This is a genomic window from Streptomyces sp. NPDC007189, assembly GCF_040703635.1.
Classification (GTDB): domain Bacteria; phylum Actinomycetota; class Actinomycetes; order Streptomycetales; family Streptomycetaceae; genus Streptomyces.
Genome location: NZ_JBEYEY010000008.1, coordinates 1 through 20,831, shown reverse-complemented (window position 1 = coordinate 20,831; position 20,831 = coordinate 1). Strand labels below are relative to the sequence as shown.

The window sequence follows — 20,831 nt, the reverse complement described above, 5'->3', positions numbered from 1 at the left end:
GGTGCGGTGCTCACCGGCCGGGCGCCCCCGTGCGCAGGCCGTCCATGACGAGGTCGAGGAGCCTGGTGGCGCGGGGCCGCCAGTCGTCGCGGGGGTCGAGCTGCCACAGGCCCGCGATAGCTAGGAGGAAATCGTCCCCGGTGACGCCGGACCGGACGGTGCCGGCTTGCTCGTTGGCGCGGAGCAGCAGTTCCGCCGCGTCGATCACCGGCGTGGGGGCCGGCTTCGCCGGACTGCCTGGCGCGCTGGTGACCTGCCGGATTGCGTCGGCCAGGCCGGCCTTGGTCATCGCGAACTCCGCAAGCCGGTCCATCCAGGCGCGCAGGGCCTGCGCGGGCGGCCGGGTCCGGAGCAGGTGGGCGGCACTGTCGGCGACCTGCTGCATCTCATGCCGGTAGATCTCCAGGACGAGTGCCTCGCGGTTGGGGAAGTTGCGGTAGAAGGTGCCCTGGCCGACGCCGGCCTTCTTGGCGATCGCGCTCAGCGGCGTGTCCGCGCAGCGGGACAACTCGGCGAGTGCCACCTCCAGGATGCGTTCGCGGTTGCGCTGGGCGTCCGAGCGCCGGGGTGCGTCCTTCATCTGCGGCACTCGTCCTCCCTGAGGGTTCGTGGCCGAACCTCGCCCTTGCTAAGCGGACAGCTGTCCGTTACGTTTTCCAGTCAGCGGACAGCTGTCCGATTGTCGTCCACGATAGGTGTGGATGCGTCCGTGCGGCAGTCCGCGGTCCCTTTCGGTTCCAGCACCACGCATCGCCGCCCCACGCCTGCGGCACAGTGCCGCACCACACACCCTGCGCACCCGCCCGGTACCCCGGTTGCTGAAATGCCCTATCTGCCCTGGAAATGCGAAAGAAGCTGCTCATGGCCTCATCGACGTCCAGTGTCATCACCCTGAACATCAACGGCGAGAAGTACACACTGCCCGTCGACCACCGCACCACCCTGCTCGACGCACTGCGCGAGCGCCTCGCGCTGACCGGCTCAAAAAAGGGCTGTGACCAGGGGCAGTGCGGCGCCTGTACGGTCCTGCTGGACGGCCGCCGGGCCGTGTCCTGCCTGCAACTGGCCGTGGCGGCCGAGGGCCGGGAGATCACCACCATCGAAGGCGTCGCCCAGGGCGATCAGCTGCATCCCGTGCAGCAGGCGTTCCTCGACCTGGACGGTTTCCAGTGCGGCTACTGCACTCCGGGACAGATCTGCTCGGCGATCGGGGTCATCCAGGAGCACGCGGCGGGCTGGCCCAGCGCCGTCACCGACGACATCCGGCCCGAGGCCGGACCACCGCCGCTGACCGCAGAAGAGATCCGCGAGCGCATGAGCGGCAATCTGTGCCGGTGCAGCGCCTACGTCTCGATCGTCGAGGCCGTGGCCCAGGCGGCCGAGGCCCAGCCGGACGCGGGGCGCGCGGACCTCGGGACGGAGCCGAAGGAGGCCGTGGCATGAGGGAGTTCGACTATCGGCGGGCGTCCGACGTCGCCGGCGCCGTCGCGCTGCTCGGCGCGGATCCGGACACCCGCTTCCTCGGCGGCGGCACCAACCTCGTCGACCTCATGAAGGCCGGCGTCGAACGCCCTGCCCGGCTCGTCGACATCCGCGAACTCCCGCTGGATCAGATCGAGCCGACGCCGGAGGGTGGCCTGCGCATCGGCGCCACCGTCACCAACGGCGACCTGGCCGCGCACCCCGAGGTCCGCCGTCGCTACCCGGCGCTGGCCCAGGCGGTGCTGGCCGGCGCCTCCGGACAACTGCGCAACATGGCCACAGTCGGCGGGAACCTGCTCCAGCGCACCCGCTGCGGCTACTTCACCGACGTCACCAAGCCCTGCAACAAGCGTGTCCCGGGCAGCGGTTGCCCCGCCGTCGAGGGCGAGCACCGCAACCACGCGATCCTCGGCGCGTCGGAGAACTGCGTCGCCGTACACCCCTCTGACATGGCCGTCGCGCTCGCCGCCTTCGACGCGGTCGTCCACTTCGAGACCGCCGACGGCTCAGGCGCGGCGCCCCTGGCGGACTTCTACCTGCCCGTCGGCGACACCCCGCACCGCGAGACCGCCCTGCCGCCGGGCTCCCTGATCACCGGCGTCGTCCTGCCGCCCGTCCCGGTCGCCGTCAACTCCCGCTACCGCAAGGTGCGCGAGCGCGCCTCGTACGCGTTCGCCATCGGCTCGCTCGCGGCCGCGCTCGACGTGAGGGACGGCGTCGTGCGCGACGCGCGGCTGGCCTTCGGCGCCGTAGCCTCCCGGCCCTGGCGGGCACTCGCCGCCGAACGGGTCCTGATCGGCGCTCCGGCCGACGCCGAGACCTACGCCGCTGCGGCGGACGCCGAACTGGCGGCGGCACGGCCACTGCCCCAGAACGGATACAAGGTGACCCTCATGCGCAACCTCGTCGTGGCCGAGTTCACCCGACTCGCAGAGGAGGCCGCCCGATGACCACCGTCACCACCTCGACACACACGCAGGCGCCTTCCGTCGGCACCGCCCACACCCGCGTGGAGGGCAGGGACAAGGTCACCGGCGCGGCCCGTTACGCAGGTGAGATCCCCTTCGCCGACCTCGCGCACGGCTGGCTGGTGCTCTCCACGGTCGCCCGTGGCCGCATCCGCGCCATCGACAGCGACCCCGTCCTCGCCATGCCGGGCGTCCTCGCCGTCCTGGACCACCGCAACTCCCTGCGCCTGAACACCGACTACACCGGTCTGCTGGGCATGAAGCCGGACCCGACCTGTGCCGTCTTCCAACACGACCGGGTGCCGCATCTGGGCTGGCCGGTGGCGCTGGTCGTGGCCGAGACGTCCGAGCAGGCCAGGGAGGCCGCCGAGGCGCTCGTGGTGACGTACGAACAGGAGCCCCACGACATCGACTTCACTGCGGGCCACCAGGGCGCCTACCCGGTGGACGGGCACATGCCGGCGGTGACGGAGAAGGGGGACCTGGACGCCGAACTGGCCGCGTCGGCTGTCGTCGTGGACGCCGAGTACCGCACCCCCGAAGAGCACCACAACCCGATGGAGCCGCATGCGGCGACCGCCCACTGGGATGGCGGCCGGCTCGAGGTGGTCGACTCCAACCAGGGCGCCACCTGGGTCATCGGCGAACTCGCGAACCTCTTCTCGCTCGACCCGGCGTCGGTGCGGGTGCGCTCCGAGCACGTCGGCGGCGGCTTCGGCAGCAAGGGCGTACGGGCTCACCAGGTGGCCGCCGTGATGGCCGCGACCGTCCTGAAGCGCCCGGTGCGAGTCGTCCTGACCCGCCGTCAGATGTTCTCGCTGGCCGGTTACCGCAGTCCCACCATCCAGCGGGTCAGGCTCGGAGCCGACGCCGAGGGGCGACTGCGCGCGCTGGAGCACAGCTCCCTCAGCCTCACCTCCACCGTGCACGAGTTCGTCGAGCCGAGCGCCGGGGTGGCACGGGTGATGTACGACGCCGACGCCCACCACACCGCCAACCGCGTGGTCCGGCTCGACGTGCCCAGCCCGACGTTCATGCGGGCCCCGGGTGAGGCGCCGGGCTCCTTCGCGCTGGAAGCGGCGCTCGACGAACTCGCCGAGAGGGGAGGCATCGACCCGGTCGAGCTGCGGCTGCGCAATGATCCCGAGCGGGGGCCGGTGTCCGGCCTGCCGTTCGCCGGCCGCAACGTGGCCGCCTGCTTCCGGGAGGGTGCCCGCAGGTTCGGCTGGGCGGACCGGGACCCGCGCCCCGGCCTGCGCCGGGACGGCCGCTGGCTGCTCGGCACCGGCACCGCGGCGGCGTCCTTCCCCGCGGGCGCGGCACCTTCCACGGCGACCGTGACCGCGCACCCGGACGGCGGCTTCACCGTGCGGATCGCCGCGGCCGACATCGGCACCGGCGCCCGTACCGCACTCACCCTGGTCGCCGCGGATGCGCTGGGTGCGCCCCCGGAGCGGGTCCGCGTCCGCATCGGTGACAGCGACTTCGGACCGGCGATGATCGCCGGCGGTTCCATGGGTACCCGCTCCTGGTCCTGGGCGGTCGCTGCCGCGGCCGAGGAACTGCGCGACAGGCTGGGCCTGGGCGCCGACATCCCCCCCGAGGGCATCACGGTACGGTCGGACACCACCGAGGCCATCGGCTCGCTCGCGCCCGCCGAGCGCCACTCCTTCGGAGCCCAGTTCGCCGAAGTGGCCGTGGACGTCACCACCGGCGAGGTGCGCGTGCGGCGCATGCTCGGGATCTTCGCGGCGGGCCGGATCGTCAACCCGCTCACCGCGCGCAGCCAGCTCGTGGGCGGCATGATCTGGGGCATCTCCATGGCGCTGCACGAGGAGGCCGTACGGGACCGCGCCTCGGGCGGCCACGTCGGCGCCGATCTCGCCGGCTACCACGTGGCCACCCACGCCGACGTCCCGCACGTCGAGGCCGACTGGATCGAGGACACCGACCCGAACGACCCGGTGGGGATCAAGGGCATCGGCGAGGTCGGCATCGTGGGCGCCGCGGCCGCCGTCGCCAACGCGGTCTGGCACGCGACGGGCGTGCGCCACCGGGCCCTGCCCATCCGGCCGGACCGGGTCCTGACCGCGGCAGCGGGAGCGCTTGATGCTTGACCTGGCCGAGGAGCTGGAGCGGTGGATCGAGGAGGGCCGGGAGTTCGCCGTCGCCACCGTAGTGGCCGTCGGCGGCAGCGCGCCGCGCGGTCCCGGCGCCGCCCTCGCCGTGGACGGTGCGGGCACCGTCATCGGCTCGGTTTCCGGCGGCTGCGTCGAGGGCGCGGTGTACGACCTGTGCCTGGAGGCGCTGCGCACGGGGGAGAGCGTCCTCGAACGGTTCGGCTACAGCGACGAGGATGCCTTCGCCGTCGGACTGACCTGCGGCGGCACGATCGAGGTGCTGGTCACGCCGGTGTCCGGCCGGGCGCCCGCCCGGGCGGTCCTCGCGGCGGCCGTAGCGGCGGCCGCCCAGCGCCGGCCGGCGGCCCTGGCCCGCGTCGCCCGCGGCCCGGCCGAACTCCTGGGCCGGGCCTTGCTGGTGCGGCACGACGGCACGCACGAGGGCGCTCTCGGTAGCCACCCGGAGCTGGACCGTACGGCGGCGGCCGAGGCCCGCCTCCTGCTGGAGGCGGGCCGTACCGGCACGGTGGAGATCTCGGAGGATGGCTCACACTGCCCCGGCGGCCTCACCCTGCTGGTCGAGTCGAACGTGCCGCCACCGCGCATGATCGTCTTCGGGGCGGTGGACTTCGCCTCGGCGCTGGCGCGGGCCGGCAAGTTCCTCGGCTACCACGTGACCGTGTGCGATGCCCGCCCGGTCTTCGCCACACGGGCCCGTTTCCCCGACGCCGACGAGGTCGTCGTGGACTGGCCGCACCGCTACCTGCGGCGCACCGGAACCGACGCCCGCACGGTCCTGTGCGTCCTCACCCACGACGCGAAGTTCGACGTGCCCCTGCTCAAGCTGGCCCTCGCCATGCCGGTGGCGTTCGTCGGCGCGATGGGCTCGCGCCGCACCCACGAGGACCGCAACCGGCGTCTGCGGGCCGAAGGCGTGAGCGAGCGGGAGCTGGCCCGGCTACGCTCTCCGATCGGCCTCGACCTCGGTGCCCGTACGCCCGAGGAGACCGCCCTGTCGATCGCGGCGGAGATCGTCGCCGCCAGGCGGGGCGGCACCGGCGTACCGCTGACCGGCTCCGGGACACCGATCCACCGCGACCTTCAGACCGCCGGAGCGACGGGGAGATAAGCTCCATCAACCGATGAATCACTGCCCTCGCGAAGGGGCAGGACCGCAAGGGAGAAGACCCACCTGCTGCGTAGTGGGCGGCGGCCTCGCGGGCATGGTGCTCGCCGTGCTTCTGGGCCGGGCCGGCGTCGCGGTGACGGCACTGGAGAAGCACGGCGACTTCCTGCGCGACTTCCGCGGCGCGACCGTCCATCCCTGTTGAGACCCCTCGCTGATCCCTCCCTCAGCGATGCAGTTCCGGCCAGGCTCACTGTCCCTGGGGGAGCTCGAGGGCACGGTGCAGGCAGTCGTTCCACTCGAAACCATGCCGACCTTGTGACAGCGTGTCAGCTGGCGGCACCCTGCCCGGCGTAGGACTGCGTGATCGGAACCACCGACGGGCACGACGGTGCGACCCCGAAACGAGGTCGGAGGCGGGCATCCGAAAGCTGATCAAGGAGGGCGAGGTGATCAACGTCCTGGTGCCAGCTCTTGGAAGGCTGGTCGGGCACCCGGGGCGCCCTGCACGAATCGCTGCCTGTCATCGTTGAGGCCGCTCACGCCGAGCCACGCCTGCGCGGCCTCTATCCTTTCCCGACACACGGCACGCTGCACTTCCTGCGCAGTGCCCCGCGCTGGAGCGGATCGGATCCCGACGACGTTCCGTTCATCGTCTACGCCGCCGCGCTCGATCAGCGAGCCGTCAGGCCCAGCGTGTAAACGCGCGGCGGCTGCATCGCTCCGCGCATCGTGAAGGGAGCTGAATGTGCTTCCTGGGCGGGGACCAGGCAAGTGTCCGTCATGGTGCGGTGAACAATGCGGGGAAACCCGGCGCGAGCCAGGGCTTGCGCCCCCAGGCGAGTACCTTGCCGCGGGCGATGGCACCGGTGGCACTGCGCCTGCCCAGTGCAATCAGGAAGAACGTGATCGGGTCGATCATGATCGTGCAGTCGGGACGGCGCGGGGGCTCGGCATGCACGGCCACCGCGCCGTTGGTGAACGTCACCGTGAGCCGAGAGAGGCCGCGCACCCTCAGCTCGTAACAGGCACTGCGACCGGCAGCCGCTCCTGCATCGACGACACGGGGCATCGCAGTGATCAGAAATGGCATCGCCAAATCGACCCTGTCACGGTCGATCATGTGTGGTCGACCAAGTGCCGCTGCAATGTCATAGCCGTGCCCGAGCATGTGGGCCAGCAGGTAGGCGCCAAGGGTGCCCAAGTCCATGGGCCCCAGAGGTGTCACCGTCGGTGTGTCCGCCGACCGCAGGCCGGCCGCCTCGGTGAATGCCCGCGCGTGCTGGACGATGCCGCCCGCCAGGACGGATGTGTCGCGCTCGGGGAAGGAAGCCAGCGAGGCGGCGTTCGCCGCCGCAAGTCCGCCTGGTGTGCCGTCGCCGTATGCCTGCTCATGCCCGGCGGCAAGAGCAGCCATCAACTTGTTGGCCAGAACCAGATGCGCCGCGGACTCTCCAACCGTCCACTCAGCCCCAGGAATGGGCACTGTGGCATCGGTACACGAGCGGAGCAAGCCGGCTATCTCCTCGGCTACGACACAAATGGCTTCAGGCAGCCGCGATCGCGTGGCAGCCTCACAATGAGGGGCGGTCATAGACGTGAAGGGTGGACCAACCCTTCGCATCTGTCCAGGTACACCGATAGACCTGCGAAAAAGTCAGGGTGAGGGCTGCTGACATCTACGCTTGCATCAACGACTCCGTTGGGGGCACACCAGCACCCCTGTCCAGCAGTGGTGCGCGTCGACGGCAGCAGCGGAGCGGACTCGGATCGAACGCTTAATGCGGGTGAGGGCAGACCGGGTAAACGCCGCAGCTGGGACAGCGTCTCGGCAGGGGGCATGCCGGAAGCGGCGGTGCCGGCGGCGAGCAGGCGCTGGATCTCGGTGCGCGGAAGCCAGTGTGTTTCGTCCGCCTCGCGTGCGGGCACCGCGACCGTGTCCGTACGGGGCGTGCCCGGCTTGCCGACCGGCGCCGCCACGACGAACAGGCAGCCGCAGTCCTGGGCGGAGACGTCGATGTGGAGCACGAAGGATCCCTGCTGGTCGTCGGACCAGTCCACCGTCACCGCGCGCGGGGCAGGAGTGATGTGTGCGCGGGTCAGCTTGCGGATCTGGTCGCGGTCGACCGAGGCGCGGTCGACCGGAATGATCTGGTCCGACCAGGACCTCTCCATCGTCCACCAGCCGCGTGGCGATCCCCAGGAAGAGGACACCACCACCACTGTTGGCGAATCCGCAGACGTCCTTGGCGAGTTCCTCAACTGCGCGCGGATCACGCACCGCATACCGCACAGTCCTGGCGTCCGCCAACTGGCCCTGGTGCGACTGCTCCAGCAGCAGGGCCGGGTTGTGTGCCTGCAGCGCAGCACCTTCACTGGACCTTTAGTTGGCGAAACTTTTAATTGACGATTTCTTCACGTCAACTTCATGATCAGGCCCGGACCTCGCCGTGAAGAGCGACCCGATCATTTTCCCTCGGGGGAGACTTGTCCAATCGTCACGGCTTCGGGCCGTTGAGATCGTTTCATGCCTCGGGGCCTGGTCGCCGAAGATCAGTGCCTCGGCTGATGGTCCTGGCCGTGGGACTCGCACTGGTGAGTTCAGGTGGCGGCGTGTACGCGCTGGCCGACGGCGCCGCACCTGCGAGCCCCGCGCCGTCCGCGAGTGCCGAACCCGACCTGGTGCCGGCGCAGGCGGCAGCGTGTCGGACCGGATCGCGGGTGGAGATCACCGGAGAGGAGACCGCCACCTCCAAATCCTGGGCCAACCCCGACGGCACGTTGACCACCCGGGTGTTCGACGCACCCGTCCGCATCCGTCAGCACGGCATCTGGACGCCGATCAACACCACGCTCTCCGACACCGGCGATTCAGTGACACCTCGGGTGACACCCAGCACGTCCGGTAGCGCCGCGTTCCTCGCCGCCCCCGTGGACAAAGGCGGGGATGCATCGGCAGACGACGCCGGGGCGGACGCGTCATCCTTGACCGCCACGAACCCGGATGCCAACGACTCCTCGGACACCGACCCTGTAGCGGTCGACCTGGTACTCGACACCGGCTCCACAGTCACGCCCTGCGCCACCTCCATAGGCGCCACGAATGAATCGGCATCTGTCATGGAGGACAGTGACACCCCGGTGGCCATCACCGACACCTCGGCCTTCTGGGCACCGGCGGGCGGCACCGGCGACGACGATCCCGGACCCGACTACGACGCGGGCGTCCCCAAGTCGTGCAGCTCGACGGTGCTCAAGAAGTACGGAGCGGAAAACGTCATCATCGGCCAGACCTACAGCGCCACCACCAAGGTGTCCCACACCTTCACCTACGCCAAGGGCGCGACAGGCCCCCTCGGTGCCGGGATGTCCGGCAGCGGGGGGTTCGACTCCTGGCAATCGGGCGGCACCACCTCAAAGTCCACCACCATCACCAACTCCTACCAGACCTACGGCGATCACCACGGCGTTTACTACAAGACTCAGTTCAACTACGCCAAGTACCGCGTCGACTGCGTGAGCTACGGCGTCACCCCGCAGGGCACTCAGCACAGGACGCACTACGAGGTACGGCCCACCTCCTACTTCGGCGGTGCGACAACGAGTTCCGCGTCCATCCCCAAGACGATGTCGGGCACGTGCGCGAAGTACGTCAACGGCAGCCACTTCCAGCGGACCACCACCAGCGCGGTCAGCTGGGCGAACGGGGCATCGCTGGCAGGCGACGCAGGTGTGGACTTCTCCTCGGAAACCGGCTACTCCAACACCGCGACCGTCGACTACAGCTTCCACGCCACCCGCTACCTGTGCGGGACGGTCGGCTCGGTCGGCGGCTCCCATCCCCACCGGTTCGTCGCGACCGGAACGAGCAGCGGATACAACCCGTGAAGCGCCCTGCCGCCGTTCGCACAGGGCTCGCCACCATCACGTCCGGTCTGCTTCTGGGCCTCCTCACCGGCTGTTCCCGTACGACCTCCGCCGCCTCCGTCGCCTACGGCGGCCCCTTCGACGGCAAGGACCAGCAGCCGATCAACTCCGGCCAGGTGTGTGTGCCCGTCCCGACCGGCGGGTCGGTCGCCTTCGGCGGCGACGACCTCGACAACTACGGTGATCAGAAGGCGGTGATCGACAAGATCACCCTTCTCGATCCCCACGGCCTGCACCTCGTCACAGCCTTCCTGCTGGGCGAACGGTCCACCGACTACGGTTACTCCCCCTATCCACCGCCCCACGACTTCCGCTCGGCGGCTTGGGCGGCGCGGCAGCCGGCGGTCGGGGCGACCTTGCCACCCGAAGGCGTCAAGGAAAGGACCGTCTCCGCGTACAACCTGGTCACGGTGGTCAAGGTGACCGGCACTACACACGTCGGCATGCGTGCCGTCCTGGTCGACTACCACGTCGGCTCGAAGAAGTACCGGTGGCACAACCTGATCAGCCTCCAAGTGGAGACGAAGAAGAAGCAATGCTCCTGAGATCGGGACGTGCCGCCCTATGGCGTGGTGCTCGTCGGCGGGCTGCTGGCCGGAGGGGCGACCCTCCGCGCCGACGGCCCGCCGGCCCTCCGTCCGCAGCGTCGTCGCGCTGGTCAACGCCTCCGCGCCACGAAACGACCTCTTCAATGGCCAGTTCTGCGGCGGCACCCTCGTCGCACCCGACCTCGCACTCACCGCGCGGCACTGCCTGAGCGGCCGCCGCGACGGGTCCATCGACGCGGTCGTCCGGGCTGACAACCTGTGCCACACCGCGCCCGTCACCGGCCAACGCGTGCACGTCACCCGCACGCTGGTGTACCCGGATCGCTCCGTGGACGCCGCGCTGCTCGTCCTGGCCGGCTCTGTCCGCGTACCGCCCGCACGGCTTCCCACCCGGACACCATCCGTGCCGGCCACGGGCACGGCAATCGGCTGGGGACGGGACGGCTACGGTGGCGTGGCCCCTGCCGGCGCTCTGAAGTGGCCCTCCGGTTCACCGATCCGCAGCGCTGCGTACGCGCCCAACGCGATCTCGGCATCGCGCCACGCCCGCAGTGGCAGCTGTGCGCCCAGCCGGCTCCCGGGGCCACCCGGAACACCTGCACCGGCGACTCGGGCGGCCCCGTCCTGACGGCACCAGCCGCGACGACCGTCACCGGCATCATCAGCTGGGGCCCCAGCTGCCGCGTCGACGACGTCGGGGTGTACGTCAGCGTGGCACCACTGGCGCCGTGGATCGACCATGTGGCGCACACCCAACCGAGCGGGTGATCGCCGTCTGGCCGCCTCCTCACCCGCCACGGCCTCAACGCCTGTCCTGCCCTGGACCGCCCCACCGGGCAGATCATCCGCCGCTACGAGCGCTCCAGCCCGGCCAAGTCGGTTTACGCCGTCGACGCACGCTCTTGACCAGTCCAGCCGGCCGGCCGCGTCCAGCAGTCCCTCTTCACCGAGAGTCAGTCCCCGTTTCAGCTGTGTCCGCTTTTTCAGACGACTCCGCCGCCCGTCTGACGGCTGTTCTGTAGGCACCTCCCGGGCTTCGGTGTTCGCGGTTGACGACGCCGACGAGGGGACGACGTTCGTGTGTCACCACCCGGTACGTCAGGACCGCCGCCTCCTGTGAGGCTGCGGTCCTGACGCTGGTTCACCGCTGTGGGCCAACTTCGTGTGAAGCCTGTTGAAGTCGGACCTGGATCAGTTCCAGATGCCGGTGATGTCGGCGGCGTTGGCCGCGGCTCCGGCATGGGTGGTCAGACCGGCCAGGTCCTCGAGGGTGCGCAGGGTGTCGTAGTGGTTGTAGTGGGTCGAGGCGGAGCTGCCCGGAGCGACGTGCGCACCGTAGAACACGGTGGCGATGTGGTTGCTGTGCGAGCTGTCGTCCTCGTCGAAGGTGACGGCCAGGATGCTGTTGTGCGTCTTGGCCCAGGTGGCGTAGGCGCCGAGGTTGTTCTGCAGCCAGGTGTCACCTGTGCTGATGGAGCAGTCGTGCATGTCGTTGCACAGGTTCGGGACGACGAACGAGACCTTGGGCAGCGTCGTGTAGTCCGTCGGGAACTGCGTGAAGGTGTGCGCCGTGTTCAGCGGGACGTTGCTGAAGGCGAACCACGGGTTGTGCTTCCGGGCGTATTTGGTCGCGGAGTTGGTGCAGACCGTGGAGCCCTGGGAGGGCAGGCCCTCGTTGTAGCTGCCCCACGTCTTGCCGGCGGCGATGAGCTCGGAGCCGAGGTTCGCGGCGCTGCTGAACTGCGGCGTGTAGCAGTTGTCGTTGGTGATGCCCTGGTTGTTGCCGGAGAACAGATCCAGGTAGTTCGGCTGGCTGGGGTGGGTGATGGCGTACGACTGGGTGAGGTTGCCGCCGCCGGCCACCAGGGTGTTGTTGAGGTACGGCGCGCTCGTGCTGCCGATGACCTGCTCGTAGGAGTGGTTCTCGAACACCACCACGATCACGTGGTCGGGGGTGGGGAGAGCGGCGGCCTGTGCAGCCGGGGCGGCGGCCCACACCCCGACCAGGGCGGCAGGGAGGGCGGCGAGGGAGAGCGCCCGGCGCGAGCGCTTCATGCGGGACAGCAAGGACATGGTGGACCTCCTGTGGGAGCGGTTGGGACAGCGCGGGGGGTTGTCTACTGCTCAGGCGGTCGTCTTTGCTTCTGGCAGTAGGAGAGTAGGGGGCGCTCTGGCGGTCTTCAGGTTCTCTGAAATGAAGGCACGTCAAACAGTTGTCGGCGGCCGGAGAATGACCCCGCATATCGCGTTCGCCTGCCAGGGGACGCCGGGAAACGGCGGCGGGACGGGCACGGTGGCCGCCTTGAACTTCTGTGGCATGGCCAGGACCTTGCATGCGGGAAAACCCTGAACTGCCCATCGCCCGAGGAAGACTCCCACCGCTGCCGGGCGAGGCTGGAACGCGGCCCGGGGCGGGAACCGTCTTGAACTGCGGGGCGCTGCGCTCAAGCCGCCAGCGACGGCTGGGGACTTGCCGGCCGGTATGGTGCTGCCACCCGTGCCCCCGGCCCTGTCGGTCTGAGGTTGCGCCTACGGAAGTGGTGTACGGGTTCGAGCTGATCCGGGGTTTGCTCCGGCATCGGGATGAGGTCCGCATAGACGAACGGCCACCGGCTGATGTTCGAGGTGTCGAAGCCCGAGGAGATCAGCACGATGACCGCTCCCGACAGTCTGCCCCTGCACGTCCTCGTGGACGACAACCTCGCCCCGGCGAGTCCCGATCTGCTGCGCGCGATGGTCAAGACGTTCGCCGACGCGCTCATGTCCGCCGAGACCGATGTCCTCTGCAATGCCGAATACGGGCAGGTCAGCGACGAGCGAGTCAACCACCGCAACGGTTGTCGTCCGCGCGAGTGGGATACGAGGGCCGGGACCGTCGAAACATTGTTCCCGCGGTGGCTGGACGGCCCGCTGGAGCCGGCATACCTGCCGCAACTGGGTGGCTCGCTCGACGGAATGCTGACCGAGTTGGCCATCCTCCCCGAGGACGCCCTCGTGCCCGCCATTCAGGGTGGAGTTCGCCAAAGTCCTGGGCGCGAGAGTGATCGCCACGACAAGCCGCGCGGACAAGGAACAGCGCCTCCGCGATTTGGGAGCCGACGAGGTCATCAACTACCGCGAAGTCCCGAACTGGCACACCGCTAGCCGTGAACTCACCGCCGGGGGAAGGATCGACCGCGTGGTCGACACCGCCGGAACGTTGGAGGAGTCTCTGAAGTCAGGCGCTGTCGGACGGACATATCGCCTTCGTTGTGTCCGTCTCCGGCCACCGTTCGACCCTCGTCTGCTGTTCGGCGTCGCCGCTACGGTTCGGGCGTTGGCCGTCGGCAGTCGTGTTCAGTTCATTTCCATGAGCAACGTCATCACCGCGCATCGGCTGCGACCAGTCCTCGACCAGGTGTTCCCGTTGGAGGAAGCCGTGGCAGCGTACCGGTACTACGATTCTGCCAGCCCTTTCGGAAAGGTAATCATCAAGATCGGGTAGCTGACGAGCATACGCGGATTCGACATCCGCGAGGAGGGCGTCGCCCGCCTGTCGGCGCTCGCGCGGCACCACGTCATCGTGCTGGGCCGCTGCTCCTTCCAGCTGTCCGCTTGCCTGGTGGGCTGCGTTCTCTGCGTGACAAGGACGCCGTCGACGACGCATGAGTGACGCCGGCACCTGTCCTGGCCGCTTGACCGGACACTTCTTGTCAGCCCTTGTCCCCAGGGGACTGGTAGTCGTTTCACGGACCCCCTGCATCCACATTGCTGCGGGCCCCGATTCAGTCTGTGTTGTGCATCACATCCGGCTCATGTCACGTCCAGGCCGCCTGCTCCCGTCTGGTGGGCGTCAGCAAGCGAGCCGAGGAGGACCCAACGATGAGCGCACGGCAGGAGACGGGCACGGCGAGCGGGCACCGCGTGGTGATCCTGGGGGCGGGATACGCGGGGATGGCTGCGGCCGTTCAGCTCGCGGCCCGGGTGCAGCGGCGCCAAGAGGCGCGGGTGACTGTGGTGAACGCGCAGGAGCGGTTCGCCGAGCGCATGCGGCTGCACATGACGGCGACCGGGCAGCGGCTCGCCGAGCTGAGCGTCCCTGAGCTGCTGGAGGGCACGGGCGCGCAGTTCGTGCGCGGCTGGGTGACGGCGGTGGACGCGGACGCGAAGACCGTGCGGATCGACGACGACCGGGTGCTGCCCTACGACACGCTGGTGTACGGGCTGGGCGGCCTCGCCGACACCTCGGCGGTGCCGGGGGCCGAGGACTACGCGTACACCCTGAGCAGCACCCAGGACGCCGAGCTGCTGGCCGACCGGCTGGCGCGGCTCGGCAGCGGCACGGTGGTGGTCGCGGGCAGCGGGCTGACCGGCGTCGAGTCGGCCGCGGAGATCGCCGAGCGGTACCCCCGGCTGAGTGTGGTCCTGGTGGGCAGGCAGGAGTCCGGTGCGGCCATGAACCCGAAGGCCAAGGCGTATCTGCACGCCGCCCTCGACCGGTTGGGCGTCCAGGTGCGTGCCGGCGTCGAGGTGGTGAAACTGCTGCCCGACGCGGTGGAGCTGGCGGGCGGGGAGAGCATCGCCGCCGACGCGGTCCTGTGGACCAGCGGCACGCGGATCTCGCCGCTGGCTGCCGCCGCCGGACTGGGCGTCGACGAGCACGGACGCATCCTCACCGACCCCGCGCTGCGGTCGGTGTCCCACCCCGAGGTGTACGCGATCGGCGACGCTGCCGCGATTCGCCAGGGATACGGCATCATGCACGGCACCTGCCAGAGCGGCATGCCGACCGGGGTGCACGCCGCGCTGTCGATCGACCGGGTGCTCAGGGGCAAGCAGCCCAAGCCGTTCCGCTTCGGCTACTACCACACGCCGGTGAGCCTGGGACGCGATGACGCCGTGGTGCAGTTCACACGGCCCGATGGCAGCCCGCGCCGGATCTGCCTGACCGGCCGTATGGCCGTCCGGTACAAGGAGACGGTGACCGCCTCCCCCTGGCCGACGTACGGCCGCATGAAGAAGATGCCCGCCTCGGGCGCGTTCTGGCCCCGCGGGGGCCGCTTCACCCGGGTCCGGAGGGCCAAGTGACCGACCTGTCCGCCCACCCCGATCAGCAGGTCTTCCACGAGCACCGGCGGCTTCTGTTCTCCGTGGCCTACCGCCTCCTCGGTACCGCGGCCGATGCCGAGGACGCGATCCAGGACGCCTGGATCAAGTGGTCTGCGGCAGACCGTTCGCAGGTGGCCGACCCCAAGGCGTACCTGACGAGAATCGTCTCGAACTTGGCGCTGGAACGGCTCCGTTCGACCCGGCGCAAGCGGGAGACCTACGTAGGGCCGTGGTTGCCGGAGCCCATCCTCACCGGCGGGGATGCCTCCGATGCCGTCACGGCGGCCGAGTCGGTGTCGATGGCCATGCTGGTCGTACTCGAGACGCTCAGCCCGCTGGAGCGCGCGGTGTTCGTGCTGAAGGAGGTCTTCGACTTCAGCCACGCCGAGATCGCCGAGGCGGTGGAGCGTTCCGAAGTCGCGGTGCGGCAGGCCGCGCACCGGGCCCGCGAGCACGTGCGGGCCCGGCGGCCGCGCTTCCCCGCCGACCGGGCGCGGCAACGCCAGGCCACCGAGCGGTTCTTGGCCGCCGCTACCGGCGGTGACGTCAACGTTCTGCTGGAGCTGCTCTCCCCGGACGTCACCCTGTGGACCGACGGCGGCGGCAAGGTCCGCCAGGCCCTGCGCCCGGTCCTGGGCGCCGCCACGGCGGCCTCCTGGTTCGCGGCCATCGGAACCGTCACCTACCAGGGCGTCGCACCTGCCGACATGAAGGCCGAACTCGTTGAGATCAACGGCGGGCCGGGCATCCTGATCAGCGGGCCGGGACGCGTGCTCGCCACCGTCACCTTCGACTTCGACGCCGACGGTCGTATCACCGCCATCCACAACGTGGCCAACCCGGACAAACTCCAGGCCGTCGCCGACGGCACCGCTTACGACATGACAACGCAGTGAGCGTCGTCACCACAGGCTGCCGTCGGAGGCGAGCAGACTGGTGAGCCCGGGGAGTGCCGCGGGCGACGGCTTGAAGTAGCGGCGGAGGTTCTCCGGCTTCGCCTGACGGGTCTTCGCCATGAGCATCAGCCGCGACGCGCCCTGCTCGCCGAGGTGGGTCATGCGGACTCATTGAGTGGCGTTCCGGAGATGGGGCGGCAGACTAGGACGCCGGAAGGCGGGGTGCCCAACCCAGGCCCGCAGGAACTCCGCCGATCCCAGCGCCATCCAGTCGTCGCCCGCGATCCCCAACACCCCCGGAAGGCCAGCGACGACCGACGCCTGTTCATCCAGCAGCTCGACATTGGCCACGCCCCCGATGACGTCCATGACAGCGGCGGTCAGCAAGGCCGTGGCCACGTGGTCGATCTCGCGATTGCAGCCGGCGCTGACATTGACGGCATGGGTCGGCCTGAAGCCGAGGATGGCCTCCACCTCGGGCTCGTCCGCGTGCTCAGCATCGAAGATGTTCTCATCGCCGACACCCGGCCCCATCAAGTAGACCAGGAAGGGCCGACGCCAGTCCTCGCGCTGCGGATTGAATCCCACCCGGGCCGTGAGCTCCTCGTCCGCGGAGGCTTTGCCGAGGAGTGGCAGCGGGAACGGCTTACGCCAGTCCTTCTCTCGCCTGTCCTCGACGCCCAGTCGCTCTGCGGGCACGTTGACGGCGAAGAACCAGGGCCGCTTCTCATCGAAGTGGGAGGAGAGCCCCACCATCAACGCGCGGAACTCCCGCAGCGCAGTCCGGGAGAGCGGCTCCGCCAACTCGATCACCAACGTCGGACCAGACATGCTGGGAGCCTAGTTTGATCGGCCCCGCGACCGCCCAAGCTGTTCCCACACCGAGTCCAGCCGGTCCGAGCACCGACGCCGCCAACCCGGCGAACCTGTGCGGTCAGAGCACTAGCCACCCTCGACGGATGGCGGCCGCCACATGCTCCAACATGAGGCCGGGCTCCGGCCAGCCTGTCACACCACGGAAATATACGATCCTTCAGACACACTCTGGCGGTCGCCGACCGCCGCCGCAGCGGTCGTGGCCTGTGCCACCAGAGCGCGCGGGAGCCCGTGTGTTCGCGGTTTCGGCGTATCGACTACGCGGTGGCCGGTGTCCGGTTCATGGGATGAGGTCGAGGTGGTAGCGCTCCTCGGCCTGCACACAGACCCGGCAGCCGGGAGCACACACCGACACCTGCGCGGCGCCGTCGAGTCGATCCCAGCATTCCGGCACGTCGACGACCTCGCTCGGCTCCGCACGCTGCCGCGGCGCCGCCTGGGCGAGACGAACCGCCGCCACGGCCCGCCGGCTCGATCAACGCCCAGCGGGCATTGGACAGATCACTCGGATACGCGCGACGTTCGGCCATGACCTGGACGTACCGCCGGTCAGGGGCGTGGCGCCCAGGCGCGCACCGCAAGCAGCGGAAGCACGGACCACGCGACGGTCTGCCCTGACGGCTGTGCGAGCCATCCCTGGCTACTCAGTTTTCGGAGTGCCGTTGCCGTCCTTTTCCTCCCTCCCCGTCGGCGTGCTTGCCTGGCCACTCGCCGCCCTTGTCGCCACCGTGCTCCGGCCCGGGTGAGGTCGTGGCGGACGGAGGGGCCAGGGATGGCGTCGTGGCCGGGGTCCGACCGGCGGTTGTTGGTGCGATGCGAGTGGGTGAGGGAGAGGGTGGAGACGTAGGTGCCGTGGCGCCGGAATTCAGCGAGGCGCCAAGAGCCGTGGCCCCGGCGAACAGCGCAAGGCCGGCGCCGGCGAGAACGGCTTTGGAGGCCAGTTTGCGGCGACCGCTGGGGCGGGAGTGCGTGCCGCCGAGGGATTCACCGGCGTGCAGCGCTGGAGACGATGGAATGGCCGGGGCGGGCACGGGGGTGGTGCCGTCGGGCTCGGCCGGCCACGACGTTCCGCTCTGCGCGGCCAGCCAGTCAGCTGCCTGGCCGGCGGTGGGCCGGTGGGCCGGGTCCTTCGCGAGCATGCGCAGCACAAAGTCGGAGAGCGGCTGCGGGATGCCGGGCCGCAGGCGGTCGGGCGGTGGGGGTGTGGCACTGACGTGCTGCTGGACCACGGCCAGTGACGTGGCTCCGCTGAACGGAGGCCGCCCGGTGAGCAGTTCGTACAGGACGCAGCCGAGGGAGTAGACGTCGGACGCGGGCTGCGCGGGACGGCCCAACGCACGCTCGGGAGCCAGGTAGTCGGCAGTGCCGATGATCGTGCCCGTGGCGGTCAGGCCGCTGGCGGTCTCCTCGGCGAAGCGTGCGATGCCGAAGTCGGTGATCTTCACTCTGCGGTCGGTGGTCAGCATCACGTTGGCGGGTTTGACGTCCCGGTGGACCACTCCCTGGTGGTGTGCCGCGGAGAGGCCGGCGGCCGCCTGGGCCGTGATGGCTGCCGCCTCGGCCGGGGGCAGGACGCCGCGCAGGGAGCGTTCCTGGGCCAGGTTCCAGCCGTCGACGAGTTCCATGACCAGGTGGGGCTGGTCGTGGTGAGAGCCGAAGTCGTACATGCCCACGACATTGGGGTGGTTGAGCCGGGCCGCGATCAGTGCCTCCAGGCGGAATCGCTCGGCGTCTTCCGCTTCCTCGGTATGCAGCAGTTTGACGGCCACGGGGCGCCCGAGGAGGTGGTCGCAGGCCCGCCACACCTCGCCCATCGCGCCGCGTCCCAGCAGTTCCTGCAACTCATAGCGGTCCGCCAGCAGACCCTGCACACCCACTCCGATCATCGCGTTGCTCGTCGTTCCCCCGGGCCCGGTAGTTGCGGGTTGCGGGCGTTCGGGTCCCGGTTGCCCAGGCCGACGCACACTCCCTCTCGGACCGGAAGCCTTCGTGGGGGAACGCGCATGGGGCAGGCAGATGACGGGGGATTCGCCTGCCTGCCCCTCATTGCGCGATCACCTGCTCGCAGTAGGGGGCGAGCAGGTGCCACGAGCCCCCCCCCGGGTCCCTGGGCCCACTCCTACAGCGCACCGGAGTGACAGGCCGTCACACCCTGGGGCCGCCTTACTGCGCTGGGTGCAGGACAACGCCTCCTTCGGCGGTGATCCGCGCACCGTCACCGTCGGCGGGCAGTCCGCCGGAGCGTACTCGGCGCTGTCGCTCGCGCTCGACCCTGAGACGAACGGATTCATCAGCCGTGTGCTGCTGCAGAGCGGCCCCTTCGGCCTGAACCCGGAGGACCCACACCAGGCCGCCGAGAACGCCGCCGCCTACCTGCGCCTGCTGGGCATCCCGGACGGCACGGACATCGCGGCGGCCCTGCGCGCCCTGCCGGCCGAGCAGATGCTGGACGCCTACGGCCGCCTCTCCGTCCAGCTCGCGGATCCGGGCAACGCGGCCCCGCCGATATATCCGGTCCTCGACGCCCCCGGCATGCCCCGCACCCGGCAGCAGGCGCTTGCGGACGGCGCCCTGGAGGACAAGCCGCTGCTGATCGGCACCACCCGTGACGAGGCGACGGCCTTCTTTCGCCTTCGACCCTCGCATCCAGAACCTCACCACCGCAGCCGCCCTGGACGTGCTCACCGGCCCAGCTGAGCCGACAGGCCGCCCAGGACGTCTACCAGCAGCACGCCGCGCGTCTCCCGCAGGCGACACCCGCGCAGATCTTCACCGCGGTGCAGACCGACGGCCTCTTCCAGCGACGCCTCGCTGGAGATCGCCGACCACCACGCGGTCGGCGGCAGCACCACTTACGTCTACTCGTTCGACTACGTCCCCGCCGAGGATCCGCACGCCCTGGGGGCCACCCACTGCGCCGAACTGCCCTTCCTCTTCAACACCTTCGAGGCTTACCCCGACAGCCCATCCTCGCCGGGGCGGGCCACACCGAGCACACCCTGGGCCAGGAATCCGCGAGCGCCGTCGCCGAGTTCGTCACCGCCGGAACGGCCAGTGACTGGCTGCCCTACGCCCCCGCGACCGCAGCCCGCATCCGCCACTTCGGCTGACAGAGGGGATCGCCAGGGCGCACGCAGCACACCGCGTGAGCCACGCCGATGACATCCCTTGACGGGCCGTCTCCCACGCGAGAGGTCTGTCAGCCCCAGGAATCCCCTGACCATCCGTCCCCCTTCATGGGCCCCTGGGTAACGGCCTCCGTAGATCCAGCTGGCTCGCGCCCCCGGGCATGCTTCGCATCGCGGTCGATCGACGCTGTGGAGGGGGCGCGACTGTGTCGGGTGTCAGGTCGTGGCGTGCGTTCGCTGGTCGTAGTCCGCGCGGGCGGCCCGGATGACGTCCACGTGCCGGTCGGTCCAGCGGGCGAGGGCCTTCACGACGTCGAGCAGGGTGCGGCCGGTTTCGGTGAGGGCGTACTCGACGCGGGGCGGCACGGTGGGATGGACGGTACGGGTGACGATGCCGTCGCGTTCCAGAGCGCGCAGGGTGGAACTGAGCATGCGCTGGGTGATTCCGTCGCTGGCCCGGCGCAGCTCGTTGTAACGATGAGGCCCCTTCCCGAGGCGACAGATGACGATGACCGACCATTTGTCGCCGATGCGGTCGAGGATGTCGCGCACGAAGGCCGCACGCTCCTCGGCTGTATGAGCTGACCCCGGATTCGTGGAGTCCCTGAAGCCAGGCTTATGATCCTGGCCCGAAGGAGAACCACGAGCAGTGCCAGCACCACGCAAATACCC

21 protein-coding genes and 5 pseudogenes are annotated in these 20,831 nt (G+C 69.8%); 16 read left to right on the top strand and 10 right to left on the bottom strand.

What is annotated here, in order from left to right; all coding sequences use genetic code 11:
* Positions 1-10: 10 nt before the first annotated feature.
* Positions 11-580, bottom strand: a complete 570-nt coding sequence (locus AB0950_RS18015) for a TetR/AcrR family transcriptional regulator (protein WP_360160630.1) — start codon at positions 578-580, stop codon at positions 11-13.
* 281 nt (positions 581-861) lie between these two features.
* Here AB0950_RS18015 and AB0950_RS18010 point away from each other — a divergent pair, with 281 nt between their 5' ends.
* From AB0950_RS18010 to AB0950_RS17985, 6 genes and pseudogenes are all read left to right on the top strand, one after another.
* Complete coding sequence (locus AB0950_RS18010; protein ID WP_360160629.1) at positions 862-1,443, top strand: 2Fe-2S iron-sulfur cluster-binding protein; 582 nt, start codon at positions 862-864, stop codon at positions 1,441-1,443.
* Entirely contained in the window at positions 1,440-2,432 is a 993-nt protein-coding gene (locus AB0950_RS18005; protein ID WP_366778897.1) for a xanthine dehydrogenase family protein subunit M, read from the top strand. The genes AB0950_RS18010 and AB0950_RS18005 overlap by 4 nt, the downstream gene beginning before the upstream one ends.
* A complete protein-coding gene (locus AB0950_RS18000; protein WP_366778896.1) occupies positions 2,429-4,567 on the top strand; it encodes a xanthine dehydrogenase family protein molybdopterin-binding subunit in 2,139 nt (712 codons plus the stop codon). Before AB0950_RS18005 ends, AB0950_RS18000 begins: the two co-directional genes overlap by 4 nt.
* Entirely contained in the window at positions 4,560-5,699 is a 1,140-nt protein-coding gene (locus AB0950_RS17995; RefSeq protein ID WP_366778895.1) for an XdhC/CoxI family protein, read from the top strand. The genes AB0950_RS18000 and AB0950_RS17995 overlap by 8 nt, the downstream gene beginning before the upstream one ends.
* Before the next feature lie 13 nt (positions 5,700-5,712).
* A pseudogene (locus AB0950_RS17990) lies at positions 5,713-5,895 on the top strand (FAD-dependent monooxygenase); the annotation flags it as partial.
* A 272-nt stretch (positions 5,896-6,167) separates the two neighbouring features.
* Positions 6,168-6,398: pseudogene (locus tag AB0950_RS17985) on the top strand (DUF6193 family natural product biosynthesis protein); the annotation flags it as partial.
* Between the two features lie 79 nt (positions 6,399-6,477).
* On the opposite strand, the gene AB0950_RS17980 reads toward AB0950_RS17985, so the two are convergent.
* A complete protein-coding gene (locus AB0950_RS17980) occupies positions 6,478-7,290 on the bottom strand; it encodes a maleylpyruvate isomerase family mycothiol-dependent enzyme (protein ID WP_360160625.1) in 813 nt (270 codons plus the stop codon).
* Positions 7,287-7,910: a hypothetical protein gene (locus tag AB0950_RS17975; protein ID WP_360571857.1), complete on the bottom strand. Its 624-nt coding sequence runs from the start codon at positions 7,908-7,910 to the stop codon at positions 7,287-7,289. Before AB0950_RS17975 ends, AB0950_RS17980 begins: the two co-directional genes overlap by 4 nt.
* Positions 7,911-8,276: 366 nt before the next feature.
* Here AB0950_RS17975 and AB0950_RS17970 point away from each other — a divergent pair, with 366 nt between their 5' ends.
* The 5 genes and pseudogenes from AB0950_RS17970 to AB0950_RS17950 form a co-directional block, all read left to right on the top strand.
* Positions 8,277-9,584: a hypothetical protein gene (locus AB0950_RS17970; protein ID WP_366778894.1), complete on the top strand. Its 1,308-nt coding sequence runs from the start codon at positions 8,277-8,279 to the stop codon at positions 9,582-9,584.
* Entirely contained in the window at positions 9,581-10,168 is a 588-nt protein-coding gene (locus AB0950_RS17965; RefSeq protein WP_366778893.1) for a hypothetical protein, read from the top strand. The genes AB0950_RS17970 and AB0950_RS17965 overlap by 4 nt, the downstream gene beginning before the upstream one ends.
* A gap of 19 nt (positions 10,169-10,187) precedes the next feature.
* Positions 10,188-10,613 (top strand): annotated as a pseudogene (locus tag AB0950_RS17960) (trypsin-like serine protease); the annotation flags it as partial.
* Positions 10,571-10,939: a trypsin-like serine protease gene (locus AB0950_RS17955; protein WP_366779062.1), complete on the top strand. Its 369-nt coding sequence runs from the start codon at positions 10,571-10,573 to the stop codon at positions 10,937-10,939. The pseudogene AB0950_RS17960 and the gene AB0950_RS17955, both read left to right, overlap by 43 nt.
* A 12-nt stretch (positions 10,940-10,951) precedes the next feature.
* Positions 10,952-11,053, top strand: a pseudogene (locus AB0950_RS17950) (IS481 family transposase); the annotation flags it as partial.
* A 309-nt stretch (positions 11,054-11,362) separates the two neighbouring features.
* Here the strand turns inward: AB0950_RS17950 and AB0950_RS17945 are convergent.
* Positions 11,363-12,244, bottom strand: a complete 882-nt coding sequence (locus tag AB0950_RS17945) for an alkaline phosphatase family protein (protein ID WP_360160620.1) — start codon at positions 12,242-12,244, stop codon at positions 11,363-11,365.
* A gap of 579 nt (positions 12,245-12,823) precedes the next feature.
* On the opposite strand from AB0950_RS17945, the gene AB0950_RS17940 reads away from it, so the two are divergent.
* The 4 genes from AB0950_RS17940 to AB0950_RS17925 all read left to right on the top strand — a co-directional run bounded on the left by AB0950_RS17940 (position 12,824) and on the right by AB0950_RS17925 (position 16,155).
* Positions 12,824-13,315, top strand: a complete 492-nt coding sequence (locus AB0950_RS17940) for a transposase (protein WP_366779060.1) — start codon at positions 12,824-12,826, stop codon at positions 13,313-13,315.
* Positions 13,212-13,655 (top strand): zinc-binding dehydrogenase, encoded by a 444-nt coding sequence (locus AB0950_RS17935; protein ID WP_366778892.1) that lies wholly within the window; start codon positions 13,212-13,214, stop codon positions 13,653-13,655. The genes AB0950_RS17940 and AB0950_RS17935 overlap by 104 nt, the downstream gene beginning before the upstream one ends.
* 377 nt (positions 13,656-14,032) lie before the next feature.
* Positions 14,033-15,238 (top strand): FAD-dependent oxidoreductase, encoded by a 1,206-nt coding sequence (locus tag AB0950_RS17930; protein WP_366778891.1) that lies wholly within the window; start codon positions 14,033-14,035, stop codon positions 15,236-15,238.
* Positions 15,235-16,155, top strand: coding sequence for an RNA polymerase sigma-70 factor (locus tag AB0950_RS17925; protein ID WP_366778890.1), 921 nt, complete (start codon positions 15,235-15,237; stop codon positions 16,153-16,155). Before AB0950_RS17930 ends, AB0950_RS17925 begins: the two co-directional genes overlap by 4 nt.
* 6 nt (positions 16,156-16,161) lie before the next feature.
* On the opposite strand, the pseudogene AB0950_RS17920 reads toward AB0950_RS17925, so the two are convergent.
* The 4 genes and pseudogenes from AB0950_RS17920 to AB0950_RS17905 all read right to left on the bottom strand — a co-directional run.
* A pseudogene (locus tag AB0950_RS17920) lies at positions 16,162-16,317 on the bottom strand (site-specific integrase); the annotation flags it as partial.
* Positions 16,318-16,323: 6 nt separating this feature from the next.
* Complete coding sequence (locus tag AB0950_RS17915) at positions 16,324-16,986, bottom strand: DUF6368 family protein (RefSeq protein WP_366778889.1); 663 nt, start codon at positions 16,984-16,986, stop codon at positions 16,324-16,326.
* Positions 16,987-17,311: 325 nt separating this feature from the next.
* A complete protein-coding gene (locus tag AB0950_RS17910; RefSeq protein ID WP_366778888.1) occupies positions 17,312-17,491 on the bottom strand; it encodes a hypothetical protein in 180 nt (59 codons plus the stop codon).
* Between the two features lie 184 nt (positions 17,492-17,675).
* On the bottom strand, positions 17,676-18,917 hold the full coding sequence (locus AB0950_RS17905; protein ID WP_366778887.1) for a protein kinase: 1,242 nt from the start codon (positions 18,915-18,917) through the stop codon (positions 17,676-17,678).
* A gap of 289 nt (positions 18,918-19,206) precedes the next feature.
* On the opposite strand from AB0950_RS17905, the gene AB0950_RS17900 reads away from it, so the two are divergent.
* Entirely contained in the window at positions 19,207-19,728 is a 522-nt protein-coding gene (locus tag AB0950_RS17900; protein ID WP_366778886.1) for a carboxylesterase family protein, read from the top strand.
* On the opposite strand, the gene AB0950_RS17895 is transcribed toward AB0950_RS17900, so the two are convergent.
* Together AB0950_RS17895 and AB0950_RS17890 are read right to left on the bottom strand one after the other, a co-directional pair.
* Positions 19,713-19,883 carry a hypothetical protein gene (locus tag AB0950_RS17895; protein ID WP_366778885.1) on the bottom strand — a complete coding sequence of 57 codons (171 nt, stop codon included), beginning with the start codon at positions 19,881-19,883 and terminating at the stop codon, positions 19,713-19,715. The genes AB0950_RS17900 and AB0950_RS17895 overlap by 16 nt on opposite strands.
* 492 nt (positions 19,884-20,375) lie before the next feature.
* Positions 20,376-20,711, bottom strand: a complete 336-nt coding sequence (locus tag AB0950_RS17890) for a helix-turn-helix domain-containing protein (protein WP_366778884.1) — start codon at positions 20,709-20,711, stop codon at positions 20,376-20,378.
* Between the last annotated feature and the right edge of the window lie 120 nt (positions 20,712-20,831).

Excerpts from the sequence above, each read along its gene's own strand:
- AB0950_RS18015 (WP_360160630.1), bottom strand. The coding sequence starts at position 580 with ATGAAGGACGCACCCCGGCGCTCGGACGCCCAGCGCAACCGCGAACGC.
- AB0950_RS18010 (WP_360160629.1), top strand. The coding sequence starts at position 862 with ATGGCCTCATCGACGTCCAGTGTCATCACCCTGAACATCAACGGCGAG.
- AB0950_RS18005 (WP_366778897.1), top strand. The coding sequence starts at position 1,440 with ATGAGGGAGTTCGACTATCGGCGGGCGTCCGACGTCGCCGGCGCCGTC.
- AB0950_RS18000 (WP_366778896.1), top strand. The coding sequence starts at position 2,429 with ATGACCACCGTCACCACCTCGACACACACGCAGGCGCCTTCCGTCGGC.
- AB0950_RS17995 (WP_366778895.1), top strand. The coding sequence starts at position 4,560 with ATGCTTGACCTGGCCGAGGAGCTGGAGCGGTGGATCGAGGAGGGCCGG.
- AB0950_RS17980 (WP_360160625.1), bottom strand. The coding sequence starts at position 7,290 with ATGACCGCCCCTCATTGTGAGGCTGCCACGCGATCGCGGCTGCCTGAA.
- AB0950_RS17945 (WP_360160620.1), bottom strand. The coding sequence starts at position 12,244 with ATGTCCTTGCTGTCCCGCATGAAGCGCTCGCGCCGGGCGCTCTCCCTC.
- AB0950_RS17940 (WP_366779060.1), top strand. The coding sequence starts at position 12,824 with ATGACCGCTCCCGACAGTCTGCCCCTGCACGTCCTCGTGGACGACAAC.
- AB0950_RS17930 (WP_366778891.1), top strand. The coding sequence starts at position 14,033 with ATGAGCGCACGGCAGGAGACGGGCACGGCGAGCGGGCACCGCGTGGTG.
- AB0950_RS17915 (WP_366778889.1), bottom strand. The coding sequence starts at position 16,986 with ATGTCTGGTCCGACGTTGGTGATCGAGTTGGCGGAGCCGCTCTCCCGG.
- AB0950_RS17905 (WP_366778887.1), bottom strand. The coding sequence starts at position 18,917 with ATGATCGGAGTGGGTGTGCAGGGTCTGCTGGCGGACCGCTATGAGTTG.